22 protein-coding genes and 1 pseudogene are annotated in these 24,341 nt (G+C 67.0%); 11 read left to right on the top strand and 12 right to left on the bottom strand.

Translation table 11 applies throughout. The features are described 5' to 3' along the window. Window positions 1-42 precede the first annotated feature (42 nt). The 3 genes from ABD719_RS09770 to ABD719_RS09780 are packed head-to-tail and all read right to left on the bottom strand — an operon-like array spanning window position 43 to window position 4,697. Window positions 43-1,830 carry an AMP-dependent synthetase/ligase gene (locus ABD719_RS09770; protein WP_344693187.1) on the bottom strand — a complete coding sequence of 596 codons (1,788 nt, stop codon included), beginning with the start codon at window positions 1,828-1,830 and terminating at the stop codon, window positions 43-45. A 40-nt stretch (window positions 1,831-1,870) separates the two neighbouring features. Beyond that, window positions 1,871-3,613: a gamma-glutamyltransferase gene (ggt, locus tag ABD719_RS09775; RefSeq protein ID WP_344693188.1), complete on the bottom strand. Its 1,743-nt coding sequence runs from the start codon at window positions 3,611-3,613 to the stop codon at window positions 1,871-1,873. A gap of 40 nt (window positions 3,614-3,653) precedes the next feature. Beyond that, complete coding sequence (locus tag ABD719_RS09780; RefSeq protein WP_344693189.1) at window positions 3,654-4,697, bottom strand: quinone-dependent dihydroorotate dehydrogenase; 1,044 nt, start codon at window positions 4,695-4,697, stop codon at window positions 3,654-3,656. 151 nt (window positions 4,698-4,848) lie between these two features. Between ABD719_RS09780 and ABD719_RS09785 the strand changes: the two genes are divergently transcribed. From ABD719_RS09785 to ABD719_RS09830, 10 genes are read left to right on the top strand one after another with little or no spacing between them, the layout of a single operon-like run. Beyond that, window positions 4,849-5,307 (top strand): SUF system Fe-S cluster assembly regulator, encoded by a 459-nt coding sequence (locus ABD719_RS09785; RefSeq protein ID WP_344693190.1) that lies wholly within the window; start codon window positions 4,849-4,851, stop codon window positions 5,305-5,307. After that, on the top strand, window positions 5,307-6,791 hold the full coding sequence (gene sufB / locus ABD719_RS09790) for a Fe-S cluster assembly protein SufB (RefSeq protein ID WP_344693449.1): 1,485 nt from the start codon (window positions 5,307-5,309) through the stop codon (window positions 6,789-6,791). Before ABD719_RS09785 ends, sufB begins: the two co-directional genes overlap by 1 nt. Continuing rightward, a complete protein-coding gene (locus ABD719_RS09795) occupies window positions 6,788-7,102 on the top strand; it encodes a hypothetical protein (RefSeq protein ID WP_344693191.1) in 315 nt (104 codons plus the stop codon). The genes sufB and ABD719_RS09795 overlap by 4 nt, the downstream gene beginning before the upstream one ends. Window positions 7,103-7,109: 7 nt before the next feature. Continuing rightward, window positions 7,110-7,853: a Fe-S cluster assembly ATPase SufC gene (gene sufC, locus ABD719_RS09800; RefSeq protein ID WP_344693192.1), complete on the top strand. Its 744-nt coding sequence runs from the start codon at window positions 7,110-7,112 to the stop codon at window positions 7,851-7,853. Further along, a complete protein-coding gene (locus ABD719_RS09805; RefSeq protein WP_344693193.1) occupies window positions 7,850-8,926 on the top strand; it encodes a SufD family Fe-S cluster assembly protein in 1,077 nt (358 codons plus the stop codon). Before sufC ends, ABD719_RS09805 begins: the two co-directional genes overlap by 4 nt. Then, entirely contained in the window at window positions 8,923-10,128 is a 1,206-nt protein-coding gene (locus ABD719_RS09810; protein WP_344693194.1) for an aminotransferase class V-fold PLP-dependent enzyme, read from the top strand. Before ABD719_RS09805 ends, ABD719_RS09810 begins: the two co-directional genes overlap by 4 nt. A gap of 10 nt (window positions 10,129-10,138) precedes the next feature. Further along, window positions 10,139-10,588: an SUF system Fe-S cluster assembly protein gene (locus ABD719_RS09815; protein ID WP_344693195.1), complete on the top strand. Its 450-nt coding sequence runs from the start codon at window positions 10,139-10,141 to the stop codon at window positions 10,586-10,588. Continuing rightward, a complete protein-coding gene (locus ABD719_RS09820) occupies window positions 10,588-10,941 on the top strand; it encodes a HesB/IscA family protein (protein WP_344693196.1) in 354 nt (117 codons plus the stop codon). The genes ABD719_RS09815 and ABD719_RS09820 overlap by 1 nt, the downstream gene beginning before the upstream one ends. Before the next feature lie 16 nt (window positions 10,942-10,957). Next, the gene (locus ABD719_RS09825) at window positions 10,958-11,815 is read left to right on the top strand and encodes an MBL fold metallo-hydrolase (protein WP_344693197.1); all 858 of its coding nucleotides are present in this window, start codon (window positions 10,958-10,960) and stop codon (window positions 11,813-11,815) included. Then, window positions 11,797-12,546, top strand: a complete 750-nt coding sequence (locus ABD719_RS09830; protein ID WP_344693198.1) for a DUF4230 domain-containing protein — start codon at window positions 11,797-11,799, stop codon at window positions 12,544-12,546. The genes ABD719_RS09825 and ABD719_RS09830 overlap by 19 nt, the downstream gene beginning before the upstream one ends. A gap of 90 nt (window positions 12,547-12,636) precedes the next feature. Here the strand turns inward: ABD719_RS09830 and ABD719_RS09835 are convergent, their stop codons facing one another. The 8 genes and pseudogenes from ABD719_RS09835 to ABD719_RS09870 all read right to left on the bottom strand — a co-directional run bounded on the left by ABD719_RS09835 (window position 12,637) and on the right by ABD719_RS09870 (window position 22,596). Further along, window positions 12,637-13,437 (bottom strand): hypothetical protein, encoded by an 801-nt coding sequence (locus tag ABD719_RS09835; RefSeq protein WP_344693199.1) that lies wholly within the window; start codon window positions 13,435-13,437, stop codon window positions 12,637-12,639. Between the two features lie 157 nt (window positions 13,438-13,594). Then, window positions 13,595-15,487 carry a Rossmann-fold NAD(P)-binding domain-containing protein gene (locus ABD719_RS09840; protein ID WP_344693200.1) on the bottom strand — a complete coding sequence of 631 codons (1,893 nt, stop codon included), beginning with the start codon at window positions 15,485-15,487 and terminating at the stop codon, window positions 13,595-13,597. Beyond that, window positions 15,484-16,140 (bottom strand): TniB family NTP-binding protein, encoded by a 657-nt coding sequence (locus ABD719_RS09845; protein WP_425567147.1) that lies wholly within the window; start codon window positions 16,138-16,140, stop codon window positions 15,484-15,486. The genes ABD719_RS09840 and ABD719_RS09845 overlap by 4 nt, the downstream gene beginning before the upstream one ends. Window positions 16,141-16,485: 345 nt before the next feature. After that, entirely contained in the window at window positions 16,486-18,684 is a 2,199-nt protein-coding gene (locus tag ABD719_RS09850) for a hypothetical protein (protein ID WP_344693202.1), read from the bottom strand. 899 nt (window positions 18,685-19,583) lie between these two features. Further along, window positions 19,584-19,679 (bottom strand): annotated as a pseudogene (locus ABD719_RS18700) (IS481 family transposase); the annotation flags it as partial. Window positions 19,680-19,778: 99 nt separating this feature from the next. Further along, complete coding sequence (locus ABD719_RS09860; RefSeq protein WP_344693203.1) at window positions 19,779-20,294, bottom strand: hypothetical protein; 516 nt, start codon at window positions 20,292-20,294, stop codon at window positions 19,779-19,781. After that, window positions 20,291-21,487, bottom strand: a complete 1,197-nt coding sequence (locus ABD719_RS09865) for a ThiF family adenylyltransferase (protein ID WP_344693204.1) — start codon at window positions 21,485-21,487, stop codon at window positions 20,291-20,293. The genes ABD719_RS09860 and ABD719_RS09865 overlap by 4 nt, the downstream gene beginning before the upstream one ends. Before the next feature lie 134 nt (window positions 21,488-21,621). Further along, complete coding sequence (locus ABD719_RS09870; RefSeq protein WP_344693205.1) at window positions 21,622-22,596, bottom strand: nucleotidyltransferase domain-containing protein; 975 nt, start codon at window positions 22,594-22,596, stop codon at window positions 21,622-21,624. A gap of 408 nt (window positions 22,597-23,004) precedes the next feature. Between ABD719_RS09870 and ABD719_RS09875 the strand changes: the two genes are divergently transcribed. Continuing rightward, window positions 23,005-23,130, top strand: a complete 126-nt coding sequence (locus ABD719_RS09875; protein ID WP_344693206.1) for a hypothetical protein — start codon at window positions 23,005-23,007, stop codon at window positions 23,128-23,130. 391 nt (window positions 23,131-23,521) lie between these two features. Here ABD719_RS09875 and ABD719_RS09880 read toward each other — a convergent pair whose 3' ends face one another. Further along, a complete protein-coding gene (locus tag ABD719_RS09880; protein ID WP_344693207.1) occupies window positions 23,522-24,298 on the bottom strand; it encodes a BrxR family transcriptional regulator in 777 nt (258 codons plus the stop codon). Window positions 24,299-24,341: the final 43 nt, after the last annotated feature.

Genomic DNA, 24,341 nt, shown 5'->3' on the forward strand with positions numbered 1-24,341 from the left:
CTCCCCTCTCTTGGACGGAGGGGAGAAGCAGTCGCCGGCCGCCTAGCCCTTGTACAACGCCTCCAGCCGCTCGCCATACATCTGCCGGATCACGTGACGCCTGATCTTCAGGCTGGGCGTCAATTGTTCGTTCTCGATCGTGAAGGGTTCGTCGGCCATGATGAAGCGGCGGACCCGTTCGGTCACGGACAGGTCGCGGTTCACGCGTTCCACCGCCGCCGACAGCGCCGCGCGGTAGTCCAGATCGTCCATCAGCGCCTTCGCATCGCAGCCGCGCCCGATCTTCGCGCACCATTCCTGCGTCCAGTCGGGATCGGGCACCAGCAGCGCCACCATATAGGGGCGGCGGTCGCCGGCGATCATCGCCTGTCCGATCTCGGGTTGCAGGGTCAGCATCCCTTCCACCTTCTGGGGTGCGACATTGTCGCCTTTGTCGTTGATGATAAGGTCCTTCTTGCGATCGGTGATGCGCAGGCGGCCGGCCGCGTCGAACTCGCCGATGTCGCCGGTATGCAGCCAGCCGTCCTGCAGCACCCGTGCCGTTTCCGCCTCGTTGCGCCAGTATCCGTGCATCACCAACTCGCCGCGCACGAGGATTTCGCCATCCGCCGCGATCACCACCTCGGTATCGGCGAGCGGCGGGCCGACAGTGTCCATCTTCACACCTGCGGCGGGCCGGTTGCACGAGATGACGGGCGCCGCCTCGGTCTGGCCATAGCCTTGCAGGAATGTGAGGCCGAGCGACTGGAAGAACACGCCGATTTCCGGATTGAGCGGCGCACCGCCCGATACCATCGCCTTCAGCCGGCCGCCGAACTTTCGGCCGATCTTCGGCTTGAACAGCAGGTCCACCGCCCATTGCGATGGCCGGTCGATCAGCCGCAACCGCCCTTCGTGCCGGCGCCCGCCGATGTCGAGCGCGCGCGTGAGCAGCTTCTGCGGCAGGCCGCCCTGTTTCTCGATCGTCTTGCTGATCCGCGTCCGCAGCACCTCGAACAGGCGGGGGACGACGAACATGATCGTCGGCCTCACCTCCTCGATATTGCCCGCCAGCTTTTCCAGCCCCTCGGCATAATAGATCTGGCCGCCCAGCCCGATTGGGACGAACTGGCCGCCGCTGTGCTCATAGGCGTGGGACAGGGGCAGGAACGACAGGAACACCTCGTCCCCCCAGCCGAAATCCTCCGCGATCACCGCGACGCAGCCGCCGACATTGTGCAGAATTGCGCCGTGATGCTGCATCACCCCGCGCGGCGCGCCCCCGGTGCCGCTGGTGTAGATGATGCAGGCGAGATCGCTGCGCTGGAAATCCGCCTGCCCCGCCACCGTGGCGGGATCGGCCGCATGGTCGGCGATCAACCGGTCCCATTGATGCACGTCGAGGCTGGCGGCGGGCGCGCGGATCGCGTCGATGCCGATCACCGTCTGCCCCTGGTTCGATCGCAGCACGGCGGGCAGCAGCACGCGCGCCAGCTTGTCCGTCGATACGAAGATCGCGCAGGCACCGGAGTTTTCGAGGATATGCAGGTGATCGCGTTCGGTGTTCGTCGTGTAGGTCGGCACCGTCACGCAGCCCGCGGCCATGATCGCCAGATCGGCGATGCACCATTCCGGCCGGTTCTCCGATACCAGCATCACCCGGTCGCCACGCTTCAGCCCGATCGCCGTCAGCGCAGTGGCAAGGGCTGCGACCTGCCGCGCTGTCTCCGCCCAGCTGGTCGACACCCAGGTGCCGTTCTTCTTCGCCCACAGGAACGGCGTATCGCCGCGCTCGGTGGCGCGGGTGAAGAACATGGTGACGAGGTTGGGGAAATGTTCGAAGCGGCGCATTCTCTCTCCCATCGGCGCGTTTCTGCGTGCCGTTCTTATGTCATTCCGGCGGACGGCTAAGCGCGTTGCCGACGCGTTTGATCTCGGTGACCCGGCCGTCCTCGCCGATCGCCACGCCCTCGCTGCGGGGATCGGCGGCGCCGACCCAGCGGCCGCCGACGCGCTCGATCGCGTTCGCCTTCAACCCCAGCGGCGCGACCTTCACGGTTTCGCCCAGCGCCTGCAACGCGGGCACCATCGCCTCCAGCGCGGTGCCCTGTTCGGCGGTCGCGCCGGGGCCGGGGGCATAGAGCAGGCCCATGGCAATCGCGTCCTGCGCGGTCATCTTCCAGTCGAGCACACCGACCAGCGCCTTGGCGATCTGCGCGATGATGGTGGGGCCACCTGCCGCCCCCAGCGCCAGCCGCACGCTGCCGTCTGGGTTATAGACGATCGTTGGCGCCATCGAACTGCGCGGCCGTTTGCCGCCCTCCACCCGGTTGGCGACGAGATAGCCGTCTTTGGCAGGCACCGTGTCGAAATCGGTCAGTTCGTTGTTCAGCGGGATGCCGTCCACCGACAGCCCCGATCCGAAATAACCCTCGATCGTGGTCGTCACCTCGACGACGTTGCCCTGCCGGTCGGCCGCGACGAGATCGCTGGTGCCCGCGACCTCGGACGCCGGTACCGGCAGCCGCCGGCGCGCGCCGGGCGGGGTGCCGGCGGCGACGGTCGCGATCGTGCGGTCGGGGGTGATCAGCGCCGATCGCGAGGCAAGGTAGCGTGCATCGAGCATCCCCTTCACCGGCACGCGGACGTAATCGGGATCGCCGATGTACAGGTTGCGATCCGCATAGGCGAGACGCGAGGATTCAGCGAACAGATGCCACGCGGTCGCATCGTCCTTGCCCAGCGCGGCCATGTCGAACCGTTCGAGTTGTTTCAGGATCATCAATACCGTGATCCCCCCGGACGAGGGCGGCCCCATCCCGCAGATGCGATAGACGCGGTACTTCACGCACACCGGCGGGCGCGATTTCGCCTCATAGGTGGCGAGATCGCCCGTCGTCATCCTCGACGGATTGCGTGCCGCGCCGTTGACGGTGGCGACGATCTTCTGCGCCTGCGGCCCGACATAGAAACTGTCCGCGCCGGTCTGCGCGATCCGTTCGAGCAGCGCGGCGTGCGCCGGGTTGCGCAACATGGCGCCCACCTTCAGCGACGATCCATCCGCGGCGGTATAGAGCGCCCGCGTTTCCGGCGTGACGTGGCGGCCGTTGCGGGCGAGGCCGTTCACCAGACGAGGCGTAACCACGAAGCCATCGTGCGCCAGCCGGATCGCGGGGCCGAACAACGCTGCCCAAGGCAGCACGCCCGACTGCCGATGTGCCAACGCCATGCCGCGCAGCGCGCCGGGCACCCCCACGCTGCGTCCGCCCGGCACCGCATCGGCATGGCTCATCGGCCGGCCGGCATCGTCATAGAACCAGCGGGGGTCGGCGGCGGCGGGGGCGGTTTCCCGCGCATCGATCGTTGTCGTCTTCGCGCCGCGGGCGGTGTGGCTGACCCAGAAGCTGCCGCCGCCGATCCCGCTGTTCTGGGGCTCCACCACGCCCAGCGCCAGCATCGTCGCGATCGCGGCATCGGTGGCGCTGCCGCCGGCCCGCAGGATTTCCACCCCTGCCATCGCCGCGCGCGGATCGGCGGCGCTGACCATGCCCTGATCCGGACGCGGTGCCGTGTCGCGCGCATTCGCGGGTGCGAGAGGCAGGAGGAGCGCAAGCAGCGCGGGCATCGTCTTCATGGCCGCAGACCGTAACGTCCCCGCCGCCACGGGCAACCCGTCAGGCGTCGATCCCGACCGCTTCGGCCACATGTGCGAAACCGTCGCGCGCCAGCAGTGCGTCCAGATCGCGCAGCATCCGTGCCGGCAGGCCCGGCCCTTCATAGACCAGCGCGGTATAGAACTGGATCAGGCTGGCGCCGGCGCGGATGCGGGCATAGGCCTCGGCCGCGTCGCCGATCCCGCCGGCGGCGATCAGCGTGATCGCGCCACCCGTTGCCCGGCGGAAATCGCCGAGCCGCTGGCGGGCGAGCGGGGCGAGCGGCGCGCCCGACAGGCCGCCCGTCTCCGTGCCGTTGGCAGAGCGAAGCGCCGGGCGGCTGATCGTGGTGTTGCCGATGATGATCGCATCGACCCGGTGGTCCGCGGCGGCACGCACCACATCATCGATTTCGGTGGCATCCAGATCGGGCGCGACCTTCAGAAACAACGGCGTATCGCCCCGCGCCTGCGCGCACGCGGCCAACAGGTCGCGCAGCGCCGCGCTCGATTGCAGATCACGCAGGCCTGGCGTGTTGGGGGAGCTGATGTTGATCGTCACGTAATCCGCGACCGGCGCGGCCCCCGCGACGCCCAGCGCGTAATCGGCGATGCGGTCGGCGGAATCCTTGTTGGCGCCGACGTTGATGCCGATCCGTCCTCGGCTGCCTAACCGCGATGCGGCAGCCACCCGCGGCAGAGCTGCGGCCAGTCCGCCATTATTGAACCCGAAGCGATTCACCACCGCGCGATCCTTCACCAGTCTGAACAGGCGTGGTTTCGGGTTGCCCGACTGCGGCAACGGCGTCAACGTGCCGATCTCTACTGCGCCGACGTCGAGCGAGAACAGGCCGTCAATGGCTTCGCCGTCCTTGTCCACGCCCGCTGCGATCCCCAGCGGATTGGGAAAATATAGTCCTGCTACCGTCGATGCCAGCCGAGGCCATGGCAATGGATTGGGCGTATATGGCGTCCCCAACTTGCCGCGCAGTGCCAGTGCCCGGATTGTCAGGCGGTGCGCTCGTTCAGCGTCGAGGGCGAAGAGGACGGGATGATAGAAGGCCATGCCGATCCTCTGCCCTGTACAGCGTGAAACGAGAAGGGGCGTTCGCGTGGTGACCGCGCACATCGCCTGCGAGTCGTTTGCAAAGATAGCGGTTGATTCGCCTCCTGCGCTGCACCATTTGCCAATCGGAATGAATTGGTCTGATTAGCTCATGCGCCTGTCCTCCCTTGCCGACTATGCGGTCGTGATGCTGTCCGCTGCCGCCCGCCGTTGCGGGTCGGCGGGGCGGTGCAACGCCACGATGCTGGCGGAGGAAACCGGCGTGCCGTTGCCCACCGCGCAGAAGCTGGTCAGCCGCCTGTCCGCGGCCGGCCTGCTGGAAAGCACGCGCGGCTCCGGTGGCGGCTTCCGCCTCGCACGGCCGGCGGCGGCGATCAGCCTCGCCGACATCGTCGAGGCAGTCGAGGGGCCGATTGCGCTGACCGCGTGCGTCGACCACCGGGCCGACGATTGCGCGATCGAGGGGAGCTGCCGGGTCAAACCGCACTGGAGCGTCGTCAACGGCGCGGTGCGGGGGGCGCTGGCCGGGGTCAGCCTCGCCCAGCTGTCGGCTCCCCAATTATCGGCCCCCAAATTACCGGACCATATGCCGGATGTGGAGATTGCATGATGGCGACCAAGAACGCCGAGGCCTATGCCGCCGTATCCAAGACGTATGAATGGGGTTTCTCCTCGGACATCGAACAGGAATTCGCGCCCAAGGGCCTGTCCGAGGATACCGTGCGCTATATCTCCGCCAAGAAGGGCGAGCCGGCGTGGATGCTCGACTGGCGGCTGAAGGCGTTCCGCCTGTGGCAGACGATGGACGCGCCCGACTGGTCGAAGCTGAACGTGCCGCCGATCGATTACCAGAACGCCTATTATTATGCGGAGCCCAAGGCGAAGCCGAAGCTGGGTTCGCTGGACGAGGTCGATCCGGAAATCCTGCGCGTCTATGAGAAGCTGGGTATCCCGATCGCCGAGCAGAAGATGCTCGCGGGCGTCGAGGATCTGGACGAGGACGGCAAGCCCAAGCGTCGCGTCGCGGTGGACGCGGTGTTCGACAGCGTGTCGGTCGCCACCACCTTCCGCAAGGAACTGGAGGCCGCTGGCGTCATCTTCCGCTCGATCAGCGAGGCGATCAAGGAATATCCCGACTTGGTCCGCAAGTGGCTGGGCAAGGTGGTGCCGCAGCGGGATAATTATTTTGCGACCTTGAACTCGGCGGTCTTCTCGGACGGTACGTTCGTCTACATTCCCGAGGGCGTCCGCTGCCCGATGGAATTGTCGACCTATTTCCGCATCAACGCGGAAAATACCGGCCAGTTCGAACGGACGCTGATCGTTGCCGACAAGGGCAGCTATGTCAGCTATCTGGAGGGCTGCACCGCGCCGATGCGCGACGAGAACCAGTTGCACGCGGCGGTGGTGGAACTGGTCGTGCTGGACGATGCCGAGATCAAATACTCGACCGTGCAGAACTGGTATCCCGGCGACGAGAACGGCGTCGGCGGCATCTATAATTTCGTCACCAAGCGCGCGCTGTGCCAGGGGCGCAACAGCAAGGTGTCGTGGACGCAGGTGGAAACCGGCAGCGCGATCACGTGGAAATATCCGTCCTGCGTGCTGGCGGGCGACGGTTCGGTCGGCGAGTTCTACTCGGTCGCGGTGACCAACAATCGTCAGCAGGCCGATACCGGCACCAAGATGATCCACCTCGGCAAAAACACGAAGTCGACGATCGTGTCGAAGGGGATCAGCGCCGGGCGCAGCGACAACACCTATCGCGGGCTGGTGCGCGTCGCCCCGACGGCGGAGGGGGTGCGCAACTTCACCCAGTGCGACAGCCTGCTGCTGGGCGACCAGTGCGGCGCGCACACAATCCCCTATATCGAAATCCGCAATCCTTCCGCGCAGATCGAGCACGAGGCGACGACTTCGAAGATCAGCGAGGACCAGTTGTTCTACGCGATGTCGCGCGGGCTGGATCAGGAGGCGGCGGTCGCCCTGATCGTCAACGGCTTCGCGCGCGAAGTGCTCAAGCAACTGCCGATGGAATTCGCGGTCGAGGCGCAGAAGCTGCTGGGGATTTCGCTGGAAGGTTCGGTGGGATGATCGCGTTCGTGCTGATCTTGATGCTTCAGGTGTCCACGGCCCTGACGCCTGAAGCAGCCGTCCCGCCGGAAAATATTGAGGTAATGGGCCGCCGGCTTGAAAAGCTTCGCCTGGATCTTGCGATTAATGACAACCGTTTAAAAGGGTGTCGCGTGTCAGTGAGTAGCGGCAATCGCTTTATAGATGATCAGGCGTGCAAGGGTGCCTACTCCTGCGTATCTAGTGGCGTCGTTGAATCCCGAACGCTGCTTCGCTGCATAAATAATCGCATTGTCGTCGCCGTACAGTCAGACAAAGCCCGGAACGATTGAAAGAGATATGCTTAAAATCACTGACCTTCACGCCGAGATCGACGGCAAGGAAATCCTGAAGGGCCTGTCCCTCACCGTGAACGCGGGCGAAATCCATGCGATCATGGGGCCGAACGGGGCGGGCAAATCGACGCTGGGTTATGTGTTGGGCGGACGGCCCGGTTACGAGGTGACCGGCGGGTCGATCGAGTTCAACAGGCAGGACCTGCTGGAACTGGAGCCGCACCAGCGCGCTGCCGCCGGCGTGTTCCTGGGCTTCCAGTATCCGGTCGAGATTCCCGGCGTGTCCAACGTGCAGTTCCTGCGCGAGGCGCTGAACGCGCAGCGGGGGCAGCGCGACGAGAAGCCGCTGTCGGGCGCAGAGTTCCTGAAGCTGGCGCGCGAGGAGGCGCGCAAGCTCGACATGGATGCCGAGATGCTGAAGCGCCCGGTCAATGTCGGCTTCTCCGGCGGCGAGAAGAAGCGCAACGAGATGGTGCAGATGGGCATCGTCAACCCCAAGTTCGCGATCCTCGACGAAACCGATAGCGGGCTCGACATTGATGCGCTGCGCATCGTCGGCGACGGCATCAACCGTATCATGCGCGCGCCCGGCAAGGCGGTGCTGCTCATCACCCATTACCAGCGCCTGCTCGACTACGTGCAGCCCGATGTCGTCCATGTGCTGGCGGATGGCCGCATCGTCCGGTCCGGCGGGGCCGAACTGGCGCACGAACTGGAGCGCGAGGGCTATGCGCAGGTGACCGCGTGAGCGTGATCGAACTCCCCTCCACCCGTGAGGAGGCCTGGCGCTGGGCCGATCCCGATGCGATCGCCACCGCCGCCGCGCTGCCGCGTGCGGCCGTATCGTTGGATGTGGCCGGGCACTGGCTCGACCTGCCGGGCGCGCGGATCGTGGTGCGTGACGGGGTGATCGACACTGTCGCCAGCGACCTGCACCGCGTCGAACTGCGTAGCGTCGAGGCGGGCGAGCATGCGCTGGGCGCGCGGGCGACCGGCGCCGGCTGGGCGCTGCATCTCGCCGAGGATGCCGCCGCCCATCCGGTGCAGATCGTTCATGTCTCCACCGGCGGGGCCAATCACCTGCCGTCCGAAATCGTACTGGCCGACGATGCCGCCGCGCAGGTGATCGAAACATATATCGGCGCGGGCTGGGCCAACCGGTATCTCCGCGTCACACTGGGCAAGGCGGCGGGGCTGATGCGGTCGGTGCGGCTGGTGCAGGATGGCGGGTTCGTCTCGCTGCGTGAGGATGCGGCGCTCGGCATCGGGGCCAGCCTCGTCACCATCTTCCTCGGCGCAGGGGCGGCGGGAACGCGGATCGACGCAACGATCGTCGCGGGCGAGGGGGCGTTCGCCGATTATGGCGGCGCGCTGCTGACCGCCGGCGAACAGAAGCAGGAATGCGCGGTCACCGTCCGCCATGCCGAACCGAACGGCAGCAGCCAGCAGGTGTGGCGCGCGGTCGCCGCCGATCGCTCCACCGCCAGCTTGGCGGCGCGGGTCGAGGTGGCGCGCCATGCGCAGAAGACTGATGGCGTCCAGTCGCTGCGCGGCCTGCTGCTGAAGCGGACCGCCACCGTCAATCTGAAGCCGGAACTGGAAATCTTCGCCGACGACGTGAAGTGCGCGCACGGCGCGACGGTTGGCGAACTCGATGCCCGCGCGCTGTTCTATATGGAGAGCCGTGGCATTCCCAAATCGCGCGCGCAGGCCTTGCTGACGACGGCGTTCGTGGCCGATGCGATCGACCGGATCGGTGATGAGACGGTGCGCGATGCATTTTCGGCGGATGCCGAGGCATGGCTGGGGCAAGCGTTATGAACGGCACAGCCCCCCTCGACACACTCGCCGATTTTCCTGCGATTCCGGCAGGCTGGGCGTATCTCGACACTGCCGCCACCGCACAGAAGCCCCAGGTGGTCGTTGACGCGATCACCCGCGCATATGGTGAGACCTACGCCACCGTGCATCGCGGCGTGTACCAGCGCTCGGCCGACATGACGTTGGCATACGAGGCCGCCCGGACGCGTGTCGCGCGGTTCATCGGTGCGGGCAGCCCCGAGGAATGCGTGTTCGTGCGCGGCGCGACCGAGGCGATCAACCTCGTCGCGCAATGCTGGGCGGGGACGCAGCTCAAGGCCGGCGACCGCATCATGCTGTCGATGCTGGAGCATCACAGCAATATCGTACCGTGGCAGATGATCGCCGAACGCGTCGGCGCCGCGATCGACGTCGCGCCGCTGACCGCGGACGGCCGCATTGATCTGGATGCGATGGCCAAGATGCTGACCGAACGGCACAAGCTGGTCGCGCTGGCGCATGTTTCCAACGTGCTCGGCTCTGTCCTCGACGTGGAGCGCACGGTCGCGCTGGCGCACGGCGTCGGCGCGAAGATCCTGATCGACGGATGCCAGTCGGTGCCGCGCCTGCGCGTGGACGTGGCGGCGCTCGGGTGCGACTTTTATGTCTTTTCGGGGCACAAGCTCTACGGCCCGACCGGCATCGGCGTGCTGTGGGCGCGGCCGGAACTGCTGGACGCGATGCCGCCATGGCAGGGTGGCGGATCGATGATCGATCGGGTCAGTTTCCAGCGTACCACCTATGCCCCGCCGCCCGGCCGGTTCGAGGCGGGGACGCCGCACATCGTCGGCGCGCTGGGGCTGCATGCGGCGATCGATTATGTCGACGGCATAGGCCGCGATCGCATCCATTTGCATGAGACGGCGCTGGTCGCCCGCACGCGCGAGGCGCTGGGCGCGATCAACAGCGTTCGGTTGCTCGGTCCTGCCGACAGCGCCGGGATCGTGAGTTTCACGATCGAGGGGGTGCATCCGCACGACATCGGCACCATCTTGGATGAGGGCCGGGTGGCGATCCGCGCTGGGCATCACTGCGCGCAGCCACTGATGGAGGCGATGGGCGTGGAGGCGACCGCACGAGCCAGCTTCGGCGTATATAACGGTCCGCAGGATGTCGATGCGCTGGTCGCCGGTATCGAACGGGTCACGCGAATCTTTGGATAGGAATGACGGCATGAGCGGCTTCGAGGTCGAGGAAGTGGACGGCGTAGCGCCCCCGCCCAAGGCGCGGGTCGACGATGCGCAGCCTCCGCGCGAACGGGATTACCTGTCGGGTTTCCTAGCCCAGCGCCCGCGCGAGGATGCCCCCGGCGAACCTGGCGGTGCATTGTACGAGAGCATCATCGAGGCGTTGAAGGAAATCTACGATCCCGAGATTCCGGTCAATATCTACGATCTCGGCCTGATCTACGGCGTCGATGTGACCGAAAACGGGCATGCCGCCGTTACCATGACGTTGACGACGCCGAACTGCCCGGTCGCAGAATCGATGCCTGCCGAGGTGGAGCTGCGTGTCTCCGCCGTGCCGGGTGTCTCCACCGCCGACGTCAATCTCGTCTGGGACCCGGCATGGGACCCGCAGAAGATGTCTGACGAGGCCAAGCTAGAACTGGGGATGCTGTAATGGCCACCACGCTCCGCGCACGTCCCGCCGCGCTGAACCTGACGTCCGCTGCCGAAGCGCGGATCGCCGACCTGATGGCGCGCGCGCCGGCGGGGACGGTAGGCGTGAAGCTGTCGACTCCGCGGCGCGGTTGTTCCGGTCTCGCCTATTCGGTCGACTACGTCGCCGAGGGCAAGCCCTTCGACGAGCGGATCGAGACGCCGGGCGGCGTGCTGTTCGTCGATGGCGGATCGATCCTGTACCTGATCGGATCGACGATGGACTGGGTGGAGGATGACTTCACCGCCGGCTTCGTCTTTGCCAACCCCAATGCCAAGGGCGCGTGCGGTTGCGGCGAAAGCTTTACGGTTTGAACGCGGCCGATTGACGATGGCCGATCTGCCGACCGGCCTGCCGATCCGGCTGGAACCGCTGGTGACGCGCATCCTTGCGCCAAATCCGTCCCCCTATACCCATACCGGCACGCAGACGCATATCGTCGGCGACCGGGACGTGGCGGTGATCGATCCCGGTCCCGACGATCCCGCGCATCTCGCGGCGATTCTGGCGGCGATCGACGATCGGCCGGTGCGCGCGATCGTCATTACCCATCATCACCGCGACCACAGCCCCGCCAGCCGTCCGCTCGCCGCCGCGACAGGGGTGCCGATCGTCGGCGCCACGCCGTTCGCCGCCGCCAGCGATGTCGGGCGATCTGATGCCTCGTTCGATCACGCCTATGCGCCCGATAGCGTGCTGGCGGAGGGCGATACGGTGGGCGGCGATGGCTGGACGCTGACCGCGTTGGCGACGCCGGGCCATACGTCCAACCATCTGTGCTTTGCGCTGGCCGAGACGCAAGCGCTGTTTTCCGGCGATCATGTGATGGGCTGGGCCACCAGCGTCGTCTCGCCGCCGGATGGCGACATGGGGGCCTATATGGCGAGTTTGGAAAGACTGCTGGAGCGGGACGACCGCGTCTATTACCCCGGCCATGGCGAGGCGGTAGAAAATCCGCGTCGGCTGGTGCGCGGGATGCTGGGCCATCGCAGGCAGCGCGAGGGCCAGATATTGAGGCTGTTACGTGAAGATGCACGCGAGATCGGCGCGATGGTCGGGCGGATGTATGCCGGGCTCGATCCGCGGCTGGTACCGGCGGCGGAGCGATCGGTGCTGGCGCATCTGTACGATCTTGGCCGGCGCGGGCTGGTGATCGGGGAAGGAGAGACATGGCGGATCGCAGCGTGACCGAGCCGGTGGCCCAGCATCCCGCACACCAGCCCGCACGCGCTGGCATCGGCGCGTTCCTGATCAAGGCGACGGGGGTGGTGCTGATCCTCGTCCTTGCAGTCCTGATCGGGTTGTGGGGTGTGCAGCGTTATGTCGACGAACGGCTGACCCCCGATCCGACGACGATCGCGAGCGCCAGTTTGCAGGGTTTGCGCGAACAGAACCGACTGTCGGCCTTTGCCGCGCGCTATGTCGCGGTCGTCACCTCGCGCCAGTCGCAACTGGGGTTCTCGACCGAAAAGACGCTCATCATGCCCGGCTCCGTCCGGTACGAGGTCGATCTCGGCAAGCTGACGGAGCGCGACGTGGCGTGGGATGCGGGCACCCGGACGCTGGCGGTGCGGCTGCCGCCGGTCCAGGTCGATGGCCCTCAGGTCGATCTGGCGGCGATCCGTGAATATGGCAGTGGCGGCGTGCTGACGACCTTTACCGATGCCGAAGCGCGGCTCGACGCCGTCAACCGTGCGCGCGGACAGGCCGAGCTGTTGCGGCAGGCGCGCGAACCGACCGCGCTGCGCTTTGCCCGCGATGCCACCCGTCGTGCAGTGGAGCGCAGTTTCGGCCTGCCGCTGCGCGCCGCCGTGGTGGACGCGAAGATCGTCGTCCGCTTCGCCGATGATCCCGTCGCGAATGGCGAACAATGGGATGTATCCCGCTCGATCGGCGAGGTGCTGGGGAACCGCCGGTAAGGCGGCGGGCGATCGTTGGCACAACCTTATTATGACACTCGCCGCGCTGCTCCGCCGCCGCGCTGACTCCCACCCGTCCGCCAAACCGCTTCAAACCCCGCCGATCCCCTCACCCTCGTTCGGGATCAGCTCGTAACCGCGGTCGAACGCGTCCGCGATTGCGGTGAGGCGCGCGACGGGCGTGACGTCGTCGCTCCGGATGCGGATGATCGGAGGTGGGCCGAACCGGAACATCGGCGCGGGGTCGGAGACGGTCCTCATCGACACGACGTGGCGTCTTGGGGTTCCCGACCGTAAAACGGACGCGAGCTCATCCGACAATCTGCCGTCACAAGGAGCCTCGCCCACAATGCAGTATCGCGCGAGTTTGCGATCGTCCGGGTAGCCGAGCATGACACAGGGAGGGGAACCCGCCGATCCCATTTCCGCCAGGGCGCTCGACCAGCCGTCGTCCAGGCGGCACGCCGCTGCGAGTAGTGCCGTCGATGAAGCTCGCCTGGCGCTTCCGTATTTCTCGACCCGATCCGACCTGGTGACATGCCCGGCCTCCTCAAGCCAGCCTCGGACCCGCGCGACGGCATCCTCCATCGTCTCCCCGCGCGTTCGGCGTATGCCGTCCAGCGCCTCGAAGATGGTGGTGCGAACCCGCCTGCCGTCGACGACGCGCCGATACCGGAGCATGGTCTGGGTCGCATCGACCGTCAGATGCACTTCATCTTTCGAGGGGCCGCCCGCCCGAGGGTGCCGGAACTCCATGAAGTTGCGGCCGCGATCGCCCCATCCGGCACAGGACAGCGAGAGGTCCGGCAGCGCATCGAGTGTGGCTTCGAGCGCTTGGACTACGCGGGACTGATCGTCGGCGTTCAGGTGGTTCAGCACCGGACTTTTCATGTCATGTCCCTCAATTGCCGATATCGGCAGAAATCCATCCGGCCGCAAATCGAAGATGTCGGGGCGATGCCGCGGCGTGGTCCCGCCTGGCGCTTGAGCCCTTCCGCCGTAGCGCCCTTGCGGAAATACAGCGCGATTCAAGTGACGAACGCCGTCGTCACGCGAGCGGCAGCGCGTCGAGGGCGGCGGTTCGATCCCACAGGCCGTGAAATGACGTGAAGCCCGCGATCCGGAGACGGTCGTTCACCGCTTCCGCCGACGTCCGCGCTCGACGTGCCAGTTCGGCTGGCGAGACGTGGTGACGTGCCAGCCGCTCCACTTCGTCCCTCGCGATCGTCATGGCGCGCAGTCCGACCGTCCGGGTCAGCACACCGGCGGACGCCAGGCGGACGACGTGGTTCGGAACGACGTTCAGCAGTTCGGCAGCGTCACCGGTCGACATGGCGGGGGAGAGGGGGCGATTCTCCGAATGGACGGGCGGGGGCCGATCGATGAAGGCGTCGAGACCGTTCCGCTCCACGAAAAAATGTTCCGCGTCCGGTTCGCCGTCGAGCCAGAACGGGATGCGCCCGTCCAGCAGGCCGTGGAAGATCTCCGACCAGGGCTTAGGGCCGCCGCCGATCCTGCGGCTCTCCCAGCCGATCGGCAGGGTGGAGGAGGGCGGCGCACGACGACGAGCCCGACGTCTCAGCCGTGCGAGGAGGTCGTCGAAGATCGAGGCCACGGCCTGCCTCCGCCGCATCACAACTGCGAGGATCGGGTCGTCGTGGAGGCCGAGCAGCCCGGAGCCGATCATCTGCTCGACTGCGTAAAGCGGCAGGCCGAGCCGGGCGATGATCGTGGTCACGGGCGTGGCGTCACGCCAGGAGGCACCGGCGGCGTCGATCGGCGCGGAGTGGTATATGAACGATTCCATCGTTCCGCGGGCGCCGTCGGAGCGGCTGGTCACGAGGCCGAGCCGCCGGATCTCGGGGGCGTGCGTGGCGAAGCCGGGAAGTATGCGGTCGGCCTCGCGTCCCGTGTAGAGGCGTCCGCCGAGATCGGCGCGCGCGCGCGGCGATGCGAACGCCGGGAATGCCTCGTGGACGAGTTCGCGCTGATCTTCGAAGCCGGAATCCCCCCAGGCGATGCGCCGGATCCTGCGGTTCAGGTCACGGCGGCACGCGCTCTCGTCTCGAGCGTGGTCGACCCGCTCCTGGGCCCACTCGACGATCCCCTCGGGCCAGGTGCGCAGCAGTCCGATGCCGCGGCACACCGTCCGTGCGAGCCTTTCCGGGGACATGTGTCCCGCGCGGGTCTGCCACGCGCGGCGTCCCTCGTCCTCGCCGCAATCGAGGCCCAGGCGCATGGCGAAGCGCGCGAGGCCACCCGACGTCATGTCGCGAAGCCGAGGCGCCAGCGCCTCGACGGCAGCCGCGCGTCCGGCGGAGCGCAACGAGACGAGCGAGGCGAACAGTCGGTAGTCGGCGGCGAGTTCGGCGGGCAGCGAGGGCAGGGGGCTTGGTGGGACGGTCGCGAGGCAGTGCTCGCACCGGCCGATGCCGACGCTTCGCGTCCACCCGAGCGCGACGCCGCAGGCGGGGCACTCGTCGACGAGCCGTTCGAGCGTCTCCGTGGAGTAGGGCAGCACGTTCAGCATCCAGTCCTGCCTGTGGTGCGGGGACGCGAGGAGCGCGCCGGGTGCGATGCGTCGGCGCTTCAGCTCGAGATGTCCGCTGGGGACGACGAGGCCGTCGAAGTCGACGAAGTGCTGGAGCCGGCGATCACCGGGTTCCACGAGCCGACGCCCGGCCTGCGTCACGAGGTGCTGGGGATCGCAGCGGATGACTTGGGCGATGCGGCGCAGGGTTGTCGCGTCCGCGAGCTGGGTCGCCCCGGCGTATCTGCCGTGGCCGGACCCCTTCAGCACGGCGCCGATCCTGACGAGGTGGTGTTCCGCGACGGCGCGCGCGATCGCGCCGGGCACGCTCTCGTCGTCGCGGAGATCGAGAGCGAAGCGGAGGTGCCGTCGGGGCGGGGCGTGAGCGGGGATGGAGCGGGCGTCCATCATGAGGCCTTTCGGGAGAACGGATCGTCCGTCAGCCATCCCGCACCGATCGCGAACTCCCTGGTCGCGCGGCTCAGATCGTAGGCCTCGATGCCGTCCGCACCGCGCAGCGCCGCCTCCGACGCCGCGAGGCCGACGAGGCGGGCGACGCGACCCACGTGTCCGCTGGAAACCGTGAGAAGGGCGTCGAGGACGTCGCTGTCGTCCAAACCCGATGCGACCGCGAAGACACCGCTCGACACGAGCAGCGTGTCGATGTTGACGCAGAACTGCTTGAAGACCTTCGCATCGGATCTGACGCGCTTGAGTGGAGCCAGCTCGAGGGGACGTCCCAATCGGGCGGCGAGCTTCCCGTTCGCGCCGAAGAAGGGCACCGAGTCCTCGTCCCCGACCAGCACCAGCGGCACCACCCCTCGGTCGAGGAATACCTTCAGTCGATCCGTGACCTCGCCGGCCTCGTTCGCTCGGCGCCTGAGGTGCTGGACCTCGTCGGCGACGAGGATCTCGACGCCGAGCCGCCGGACGAAGTCGGCGATGCGGTTCTCGAGCACCTTGGCGTTGACCTTCTCGTCCCAGAAGTCGTCGTCGAGTTTCCTGAGGACCTCCTGATAGAAACCCTTCAACGTCATGCGACGATCGAGTTCGACGATCACCACCTGATAGGGATTGACCGGCAGCCCGGCAGCCCGGCAGCCCGGCGGCCTCGCGCTCGATGGCCATCTCCGTCTTGAGGCGTTCCATCGTCCGGCTCTTCCCGGCCTGGGAGAATTGGCTGAGGCGCCGACCGGTCAGGGGACTACCCAGACGGCCCCTGGTGTCGTCGCGGTAGCGCATCAGTTCGTCGATGATCGCCCGCTGCGGAGCGTGCTCGATCCACTCGTCCTGCAGGAGGTTGGTCGCCAGCGACGACCGCCGTCGCGCGTCGGCGTCGCCGAAACGGGCGTTTCTGCCGCCGGTGAGCGGGGCCGGCTGGACGCCGAGCGGATCCTTCGCAGCCATCGTCAATCCTCCTCGTCATCGGCGTAATCGTCATCCCAGATGCTGGCCGGGCGGCCCTCGGCGTCACCATCCTCGATGCCCGCCCCGCGATCGCTGACGGGATAGGTCGCATCGGATCGGTCGGGCGGCGGCACGCCGTCCCCGACATCGATATCGTCGTCGCGGTGAGCCCGGCGCGCGTCGGCGGTCTGCGAGGGTGCCTTCGGAACGTCCTCGCGAAGCGCACCGCTGGGTTCGGTCGGCACGATGGCCCTGATCATCTCATCGTAGACGCGCGAGCGGCCGAGCGCGCCCGCCGCTCTGCGCATCTCCTCGTGCTCCAGCAGCGCCGTCGTCGCGGCCCGCTCGCGGAACGCCTGCTTCGGCATCGCGGCCTTCTGGTCGCGCAGCAGCCGGTTGCGCAGACGCAGCCGATCGGTGACGCTGGTGCCGCCGCCCTTCCCGGCACGCAGCATCTTCTGGTATTCGTGGTGCTCCCAGCGCGTCAGACCGGCGGAATAGTCGGGGTCTGTCGAATGCAGGCGGTGATACTGCCGCTGCTCGGGGTCGTAGACGTCGATGTGGTCGACATCCGAATCCCAGACGCGAGCGGTCATGGAGCAGCGGCCGGTCGCACCGAGGCGGTCGGCGAAGGGCTGCCGCCGCAGGTTCGCGTCGAGCGCCTTCTCGACGCCCCGCTCGTTCCAGCGGTAGCGGAGCCCGTCGAACTCGACTCCGTTGTTGGTCAGGACCACGTCGACCGTGCGCGAGAGATGCCGTTCGATCTCCTCCGGCGGCATTCCGCGCGAGCGCCGTGCCGTCAGTCCCTCCAGCAGGATCTGCATCGGCGAGCGCCAGCCCAGAAACTTCTTGGGACGCTCGTTCCAGGCGTTCCGGGCCGCCTGGATCATGAACGCGAACTGGGCCCTCGAGACGTCCGCGCTCGCCAAGGGGTCGTATCGGGGATCGCGGATCGGGCCCGGGCCATGGATCCGGCCCTTGAGATGCCTGACGGTGCTGTGGAGGAAGCGGTGGAAGCGTTCGTGCTTCGCCTTGGCGTCGCTATGGTAGCCCTCGGGCAGCTCGAGGTAGGAGATGATGTTCACGAGGTTCGGCACCATCGACGGAGGCAGGAGCGCCTTCTCGTTGTCGGGATGGAGCTGGCTGGGCAGGCCGAAGCACAGGGCGCGGTCGGGGTTGACCTCGAACTGCTCGGGCGTGAGTCGCGGAGGCGTCATGAGGCCCAGGAGCGCACGCTCCGTCACCTCGGGACGGAAGGGGCCGGCGAAGACGGGGCCATCGAACACGAAGGAACTCTTCCAGTCCATCGCGAAGACACCCTTCATCCGCGCCGACGGAATGTCCCAGTCATCCGAGAAGAGGCACGCGTGCTTGAAGACGACGCCGTCCAGGGTAACCCGCTCCAGGACGTGCTCGGCGCCGACGGGTTCACCGACGGCCCCGTAGAGCTTCTCCGCCTCGAACGTGCCGTTGCGCGCTGCGTAGCTCGTTCGGGTCTGCAGCGCGTTGATGCGCCGACGGACGCATTCGAGGGAGGGTGGCGCATCGCCTATGTCCGTGGCGCCGGAGGCTTTCAGCTCGTCCCATTCGGCGACGACGCGCGCGGCCGCGTCCGACTTCCACGGGTCGCGCTCCCCAGTCCAGAAGCCGACAGCCCTGCGATGGACGACGACGTCCATGCGCGACGGTAGCTGCAATGCACCCCTCTCTCGACCCGACGTGGCGACCAGGTTGCCGATCCGGCGGTAGGGATCCTCCAGAAGCCTCGCCACCCAGCGCACCAGCGACCGCCATTTCGGACGCGGGCCGGGCGCCGGTGCAGGCTTGCGTCCGACGAACGCCTCCATCGCGTGCCTGCTGCGGGGAACGTCCTCGGCAATGGCGGCCATGGCCCAGCCGTGACGCCACGCGGCCTTGGGGTCGCGTTCGACGCACGCCGAACGATCCAGTCCGATGAACCGTCCCCGCTCGCCGCCCAGGATGGCGTATGGATCGTCGGCGTTATGGAGACGCTGCGCGTGACTCTCACCGAGCAGCCAGTCCATGTCCCCCCGCACCTTCGCGCCGGCCGGCCCGATGGGCAGCAGGAGCGGCTCGCCGTCCTCGTCGACGATGTCGAGCGACCAGCCGTCCGTGCCGAGCAGCGTGAGCAGGCGGCCTTCGTGCACGAGCCGCATGCCGGAGGGCAGGCAGAGGGTCACTCGTCGTCCTCGCGACGAGCGTGATGCGCGAGGAAGGCCTCGAGACGACCGGGCGTCCGCGCCGGAGGGAGGTCGACCGGGGTGTCGGGCATCTGCGGGCGCGCCGGATCGATGCGGACCACGCGCCGCACGCTCATCGCGTTCAGCCTGGCCTGCGCGATCCGCGTCCGGCCGCCGAGCGCCTCCAGGACCACGCCGAGCGGCGCCGTGCCGCCTTCGCGCAGGACGGCATCGCGAACGGTGGCGACGTCGAAGAGCGGGTCGAACGCCGTGTCGCGATCGTCGAACACGTCCTTCAGCGTGCGGTGGAGCATGGTGCCCAGCAGCTCCGTGCCGGTTTCCCGGCGGAGCGTCGCACCGTGCGTGGCGAGCACCAGCTCCGCCTCGTCGAGCAGGTCCGCCGTCCGGGGCTCCTCGAAGAAGGAGCGGTGCCCCTTGTATTCGACGAACACGATCGAGTGGTCCTCCATCTCGAAACCGGCGTCGAGGGTGACGTGACGCGTGCGACCGTGATCGCGCCGCCACGAGATCCGCACCGGCTGGAACCGCAGATCGAGCCGGGACGTGAGCGCCTCGGCCTCGATCCAAGCCGCGGGTTCGACCGGCCCCTCGTGGTAGACCGCGCGTCGCGCCTTGGTGCTGAAGCCCGCGGTCCGGCCGAAGGGACCGCCGTAGGTGAAGTTGACGCGCAGCTGTCCCGTGTCCGGAGCCGCCTCCAGCCGGGGGTCGCGCCAGTTCTCGACGATCGACCGCTTCGGCTGCCGCGCATCGTCGGCCGAAACGCGCGGACACCAGCGCGGTTCGCGACGCGGGCGCGGACGGCGGCACTCGCGCGGATGCGGAATGCGCAGGACCGGCGGCAGGTCGACGTCGTTATCGGTGATGGCGGAGGCGGTCAACTCACGGCTCAGCGTCGCGAGCGAAGCTTGCGATCGCTGTATTGCTGCTCGGATGGCGTGCGTGGTCGTGGCGCTCCCGTGACGAACCTGTCCCATGCGGCTTCCTTCCATTCCAACGAAAGGATCGCACCATCAAACCGTGGGATCAAACACCTAGGCCATCCTCACCACCGGCTACGACGGCGGCCCAACGGCTCACATCATGGGCGCGGTCCATTCGACGGCCCGTCGGTCGTTCTGCACGACTAGCACCACGAACGCTGGTCGTGCGTGCTGATCGACGAAGGCCTCCGACCAACGCCGGTCGACCGTCCAGCACCGGAAGGTGGCGCATCGGCGCAGCAGTCCCTGCCGACGGAAGGACGACAGGATCGCGGGATCGAGCAGGTCTACCATCACGCTCGAGGATCCGCGCAGGACGGAGGTGCCGCGGAGCCGGACGTGCGGAACGAGGCTCTCCTCGGCCAGCACGCCGCCGAACTCCACGGCTTCGAGAACGTGCGCGTCGAGGCGTCGGAGCTTCGCCTCGAACGATGGCGATCGCCCGGCGCGCGTCCCGCCGCCGTCAGCGTCCGCCGGCCGATGATGCACGGAACGATCGCGACCGATGCGCCGGTCGACCCCTCGGCGGCCGTTCCACCGGTCATCGCTGCGGTCGCCGCCGCCTCCATCACCGGCACCCTCGCCACCGCCGTTGTTCGGCGTGGTCATCTCCGCGCTTCCCGGTCGCCCCGCCCCTCGCGGTGCATCGCTCCGGTTTCGACGACGAAGACGCCGTGGTCGAAATCGCGACCGGTGGCGTAGAAGCCGGCCATCCGCTTCCACGCCATGACGGCGAGTGCGGCGTTGAGCGCGTTGAGTTCGGCGATCTGCACGTTGGCGGCGTAGAGGCCGGCGGGGTCGCCGGTCGACGGGATGCGCGACGCCACCGCGTCATGCGTCGCCGGCGTGCCCAGCGTCGTGCGGACCGCGCCGACGATCCCGTCACCCGTCATGGACAGGCCCATTCCGACGTCCACGTAGGGGATGCCGCGTGCGGCGAGGTGGGCGAGGATCGGCGGACGGGCGGCGCCGTCGTCGACGCAGACGAACACGAAGTCGTGCAGGTCGAGCATGGGTGCGGTGGCCGCATCGATGCGCATGGGATGCGGAACGATGCCGCGGTGCAGGCGCGAGTAGACGCGAGTCAGCAGGTCGACCTTGTCCGGAGCGGCGCGCAAATCCTCGATGGCGAAGGCGCCGGGACAGCGGAAGGCGTTGTGCTGCTCGAAGCGGTCGGCGTCGTAGAGGTGGATGGCCTGCACGGGACATTTGGCGACGAGGTCGAGGACGTAGGAGCCGGTGCCGCCGAGCCCGACGATGCCGATGGAGCGTCCGGCGATCCGCTCGGCCGCCTCGCCGGTTCCGGCGCGCGCGGTTGCGGTGTCGGCGTAGCGGAACGGACCGGCCGCCGTGGTGCGACCCGGCGGTCCGCCGACGCGGGCGGTGGCGAGCGGATCGAGGCGCTGCGCATGGGCACAGATGATCGCGACGTAGGTGGTCACGTATTCGTGATGGTCGTGGAATTCACGACCCTTGGGCTTGTTGCAGAGCTGCAGGTCCGCGTTGACGCCGGGCATGATGCGCCGCGGATCGTCACCGACGATCAGCAGCTCGAGCGGACGCCCGTTCGCATCGCAGGGGCGCGCGCCGACCCACCAGGCCGTGTGCGAGCGGGGACGATCGAGGACGTTGCCGGAGAGCGAGGCGATGACGGCGAGCGTGCCGGTCCTGACGCCGCCCCCGGCGGGGGCGACGTAGGGCACGTGGCGCACGATCAGCATCCCGTCGACGAGGGTCACGTCGTAACCCTCGTCGAGCAGGCGCGTCAGCTGCGGATCAGGACTTGTCGGTGAGCGAGACACTGAAGCTCTGCCCCTCGGCCACCGGCGTCATCGTGCGGCCCGTCATCAGTCCGGATTCGGCGACGAGCGGACCGCCCTCGTAGGCGACGGTCAGCGCGGCGTACCTTCGCGTAGTCGGCCTGGGCCTGGCGCAGTCACGTGTAGAAGGCCCGCTCGCGCTCCGGATGCTCGGCCCACTTGTCGGCAAAGTTCTCCATGGGATCGCTCGGGTTCGCGATGTGGGCGCGATTCTGACTATCGCGCAGAATGTGCCGCTCCATTCCGGACAGGATCGAGAGCAGTGCGTCGGCGACGTCCTCCTGACCCTCGTACGCGTGCGCGGCCAATGTCGTGATGATGATCGAGATCGGGCAGCAGTTGATCTCGTCCATCGCGAACATCATGTCCCGATGACGCTTGAGGATCATGATCGAGTGCTGGAGCGGCGTCCGCACCTTGTAGTCCGGTATATTCTCGACGCTGGCGTTCATCGACTTAGCGAGGGCGCGCTTGCGCTCGTTGAGGACGACGACCATCCGCGTCTTGAACCACTCCAAGTAGCCCTTCGGGTTCGAGCGCGGCCAATCGTCGGTGATCTGGCGATAGTTCCTGCGCTCATTGTCGGTGATGGCGATCGCGGTCCCGGCCCAGCGAGCGTCGTATCGGTTGGCCTGCAGGATCCTGCGCACACTCTCCCCGTTGGGCAGCGCCGGCACGACGTCCATGTGGAACTGCGCGCCATCCGCGTAATTCAGCGTCCAGCACCGACGCCCCTCGTGCAACGGCTTGTGCATGCTCTGGGAACGCCGGTAGGACTCCATCTCGACGCGCAGCAACTCCTTGAGATGCTGCTGGGTCAGCTGCGTCTTGCCGAGATACTTGAGCTCGCAGACCGCATCGACGTCGTACTCCTCGTCCTCGTTGAGCGGCTTGATCACCGTGCCGAGGCCGAAGGAGCCCTGCACGTAGACCGCCGGACCGTAGTCCTTCAGTGTGGACTCCGGCCTATTCAGCCAGCGACCGAGCGAATTGTAGCTCTTCTCGGCCTGTTCGTAGCGCGTTTCGCTAATGTCGAGCTCTTCCGCGAGCGCGGCGACATAACGCTTAGATGACGCATTGGCCGAAGGCATCGATTAGTCCCCGCTCGAAATCATTTCCCTATTTGTTCCTGTAGGCATCGCTGCTGTTGCTTTCAATGTCGGCTTCCGGACTTCTCCACAGGATTCGCAGAAAGAGCCCGTTCTGGATGCAGTTCGACAATCTCCGCCTGATGGCGCGAGACGGCCTGCAACCGAAGACCGCCAATCCGCGAGCAATGTCGGAGGTGCGGTGTGGATGGCTCCGCCGCCGGCCGGCCCGGAAGCCCAAGGACACTGCAGGAAGGTCGTTTCTGATCATTAACGCAACCGGGCGCCGATCGAGAATCTCCGAGGCCCCGCCCGCCAGCTGCAACCCCGCCTCGGTCCAAGCAGGAAACGACTTCGGTCGTCATCTGCCTCCCGCATCACATAGAATTGATACCAACCGAAGCGTCCGCGATGACCGAACTCGCCATGGCCTGCAACCAAGCGACCGCGCCTGCGCAACACGGCCGCAAGACACCGCGCTATGCGCTGATCCTGATCACGGCGGTCCCGCTACCAGCTGATCCGACCACGGTTTGATGACCTCGTCTTCCTCATCGACCGAAGCCGGTTCAATAAAGCGCAAATGGCAGGTTTCCGCCAGAGCAGTCGTTCACGCACCGATCGGCGAACGTCTTGAGTTGGTCGGCATTTGCCGTCCCGACTTGAAACACTTATCGGCGAAATCGAGCCTGCCAGGCGCGCTGTATCCGTCTCAGGGGGCAGTTTTCTCAAAACATGTTCCCGAACGCTTTTTCCGCAATGGCCCGTAAGACACGGGGTATCGGAAATGCAGGTATGCCCGGTCTAGGATGGGCACCGGGCAGGAACAGACAGGTAGAGGCTGGACGTCGTGGGCAGGCGGTGGTCTGCCCAGCCACTCGCATCTGGAACGGCGTGTCAGATCGACGGGAACCAACATTCAGACGCCCTAAGCGCGCTCAAGCCGGCATCCTGGAAGGTCGATCCCCCAGCGTCGGTCGAGATAGAAGGCGAGCGCGGCGCGAACCTCGATCTTGAGCGCATCCTTGCCGTCGAAACCGTATTCGCTTCTAGCCGCCTGCTGCTGCTCCGGGGAGAGATCGGCGCGCGGGCGAAGCCTGACGCCGAGCATCGTCTCCCACTCCTCGTCGCGGGACAGGGACGCGGGCAGAGGCTCGGTGGCGAAGCTGCTGTCCTCTGACACTCTGACCGGCAGATAGTCGCGCCACTCATCGTGCCGGTAGCTCCACGCACGGAAGTGAAGTCGCTCGCCATCGAAGCCGATCCGCGCGGGCGCGATCCATTGCGACGTGGTCTGACCCGAGCTCATGGACACGTAGTCAATCTCGATCCGATGGTTGCAATCCATCGCCTGGTAGAGGCGGCGCATGACCGTGGCCGGACATTGTCGACGCGGCATCGGCAGCGCGTCGAAGCGGTCCCCCGCCCCATCCGCGATCACGTCGAGCATGGACGGCAGGTCGCCCGGATCCTCGAGGCCGAGATGACCGTCCGACGCGACATAGGTCCTGCGGACGGTGTCGTAGAGGGGCAGCGGCTGCAGACAACGCTTCAGATAGTCGCGGAAATCGATCGCCGCCTGCGCTGGCGAGATGCCGAACCTGCTGGTCAGGGTTCGCCGATTGGCATGTCCACGCCACCGGAAGCACTGGTCCAGATATGCGAGACGCACCCTGACAGCCTCGCGAAGTTCATTGCCGTCCATGCTGCATGCGCTACTTGACGGAACCATTATTGTCCATCTAGCT

Origin of the sequence: Sphingomonas cynarae (assembly GCF_039537815.1) — a bacterium.
Taxonomy (GTDB): domain Bacteria; phylum Pseudomonadota; class Alphaproteobacteria; order Sphingomonadales; family Sphingomonadaceae; genus Sphingomonas; species Sphingomonas cynarae.

Coding starts and splice junctions, on each gene's coding strand:
- ABD719_RS09840 (WP_344693200.1), bottom strand. CDS start 15,487: ATGATGGACGCCCGCTCCATCCCCGCTCACGCCCCGCCCCGACGGCAC.
- ggt (WP_344693188.1), bottom strand. CDS start 3,613: ATGAAGACGATGCCCGCGCTGCTTGCGCTCCTCCTGCCTCTCGCACCC.
- ABD719_RS09780 (WP_344693189.1), bottom strand. CDS start 4,697: ATGGCCTTCTATCATCCCGTCCTCTTCGCCCTCGACGCTGAACGAGCG.
- ABD719_RS09830 (WP_344693198.1), top strand. CDS start 11,797: ATGGCGGATCGCAGCGTGACCGAGCCGGTGGCCCAGCATCCCGCACAC.
- ABD719_RS09875 (WP_344693206.1), top strand. CDS start 23,005: ATGACCGAACTCGCCATGGCCTGCAACCAAGCGACCGCGCCTGCGCAA.
- ABD719_RS09795 (WP_344693191.1), top strand. CDS start 6,788: ATGATCGCGTTCGTGCTGATCTTGATGCTTCAGGTGTCCACGGCCCTG.
- ABD719_RS09820 (WP_344693196.1), top strand. CDS start 10,588: ATGGCCACCACGCTCCGCGCACGTCCCGCCGCGCTGAACCTGACGTCC.
- ABD719_RS09870 (WP_344693205.1), bottom strand. CDS start 22,596: ATGCCTTCGGCCAATGCGTCATCTAAGCGTTATGTCGCCGCGCTCGCG.
- ABD719_RS09835 (WP_344693199.1), bottom strand. CDS start 13,437: ATGAAAAGTCCGGTGCTGAACCACCTGAACGCCGACGATCAGTCCCGC.
- sufC (WP_344693192.1), top strand. CDS start 7,110: ATGCTTAAAATCACTGACCTTCACGCCGAGATCGACGGCAAGGAAATC.
- ABD719_RS09815 (WP_344693195.1), top strand. CDS start 10,139: ATGAGCGGCTTCGAGGTCGAGGAAGTGGACGGCGTAGCGCCCCCGCCC.
- ABD719_RS09785 (WP_344693190.1), top strand. CDS start 4,849: ATGCGCCTGTCCTCCCTTGCCGACTATGCGGTCGTGATGCTGTCCGCT.
- ABD719_RS09810 (WP_344693194.1), top strand. CDS start 8,923: ATGAACGGCACAGCCCCCCTCGACACACTCGCCGATTTTCCTGCGATT.
- ABD719_RS09825 (WP_344693197.1), top strand. CDS start 10,958: ATGGCCGATCTGCCGACCGGCCTGCCGATCCGGCTGGAACCGCTGGTG.
- ABD719_RS09860 (WP_344693203.1), bottom strand. CDS start 20,294: ATGACCACGCCGAACAACGGCGGTGGCGAGGGTGCCGGTGATGGAGGC.
- ABD719_RS09770 (WP_344693187.1), bottom strand. CDS start 1,830: ATGCGCCGCTTCGAACATTTCCCCAACCTCGTCACCATGTTCTTCACC.
- ABD719_RS09880 (WP_344693207.1), bottom strand. CDS start 24,298: ATGGACGGCAATGAACTTCGCGAGGCTGTCAGGGTGCGTCTCGCATAT.
- sufB (WP_344693449.1), top strand. CDS start 5,307: ATGGCGACCAAGAACGCCGAGGCCTATGCCGCCGTATCCAAGACGTAT.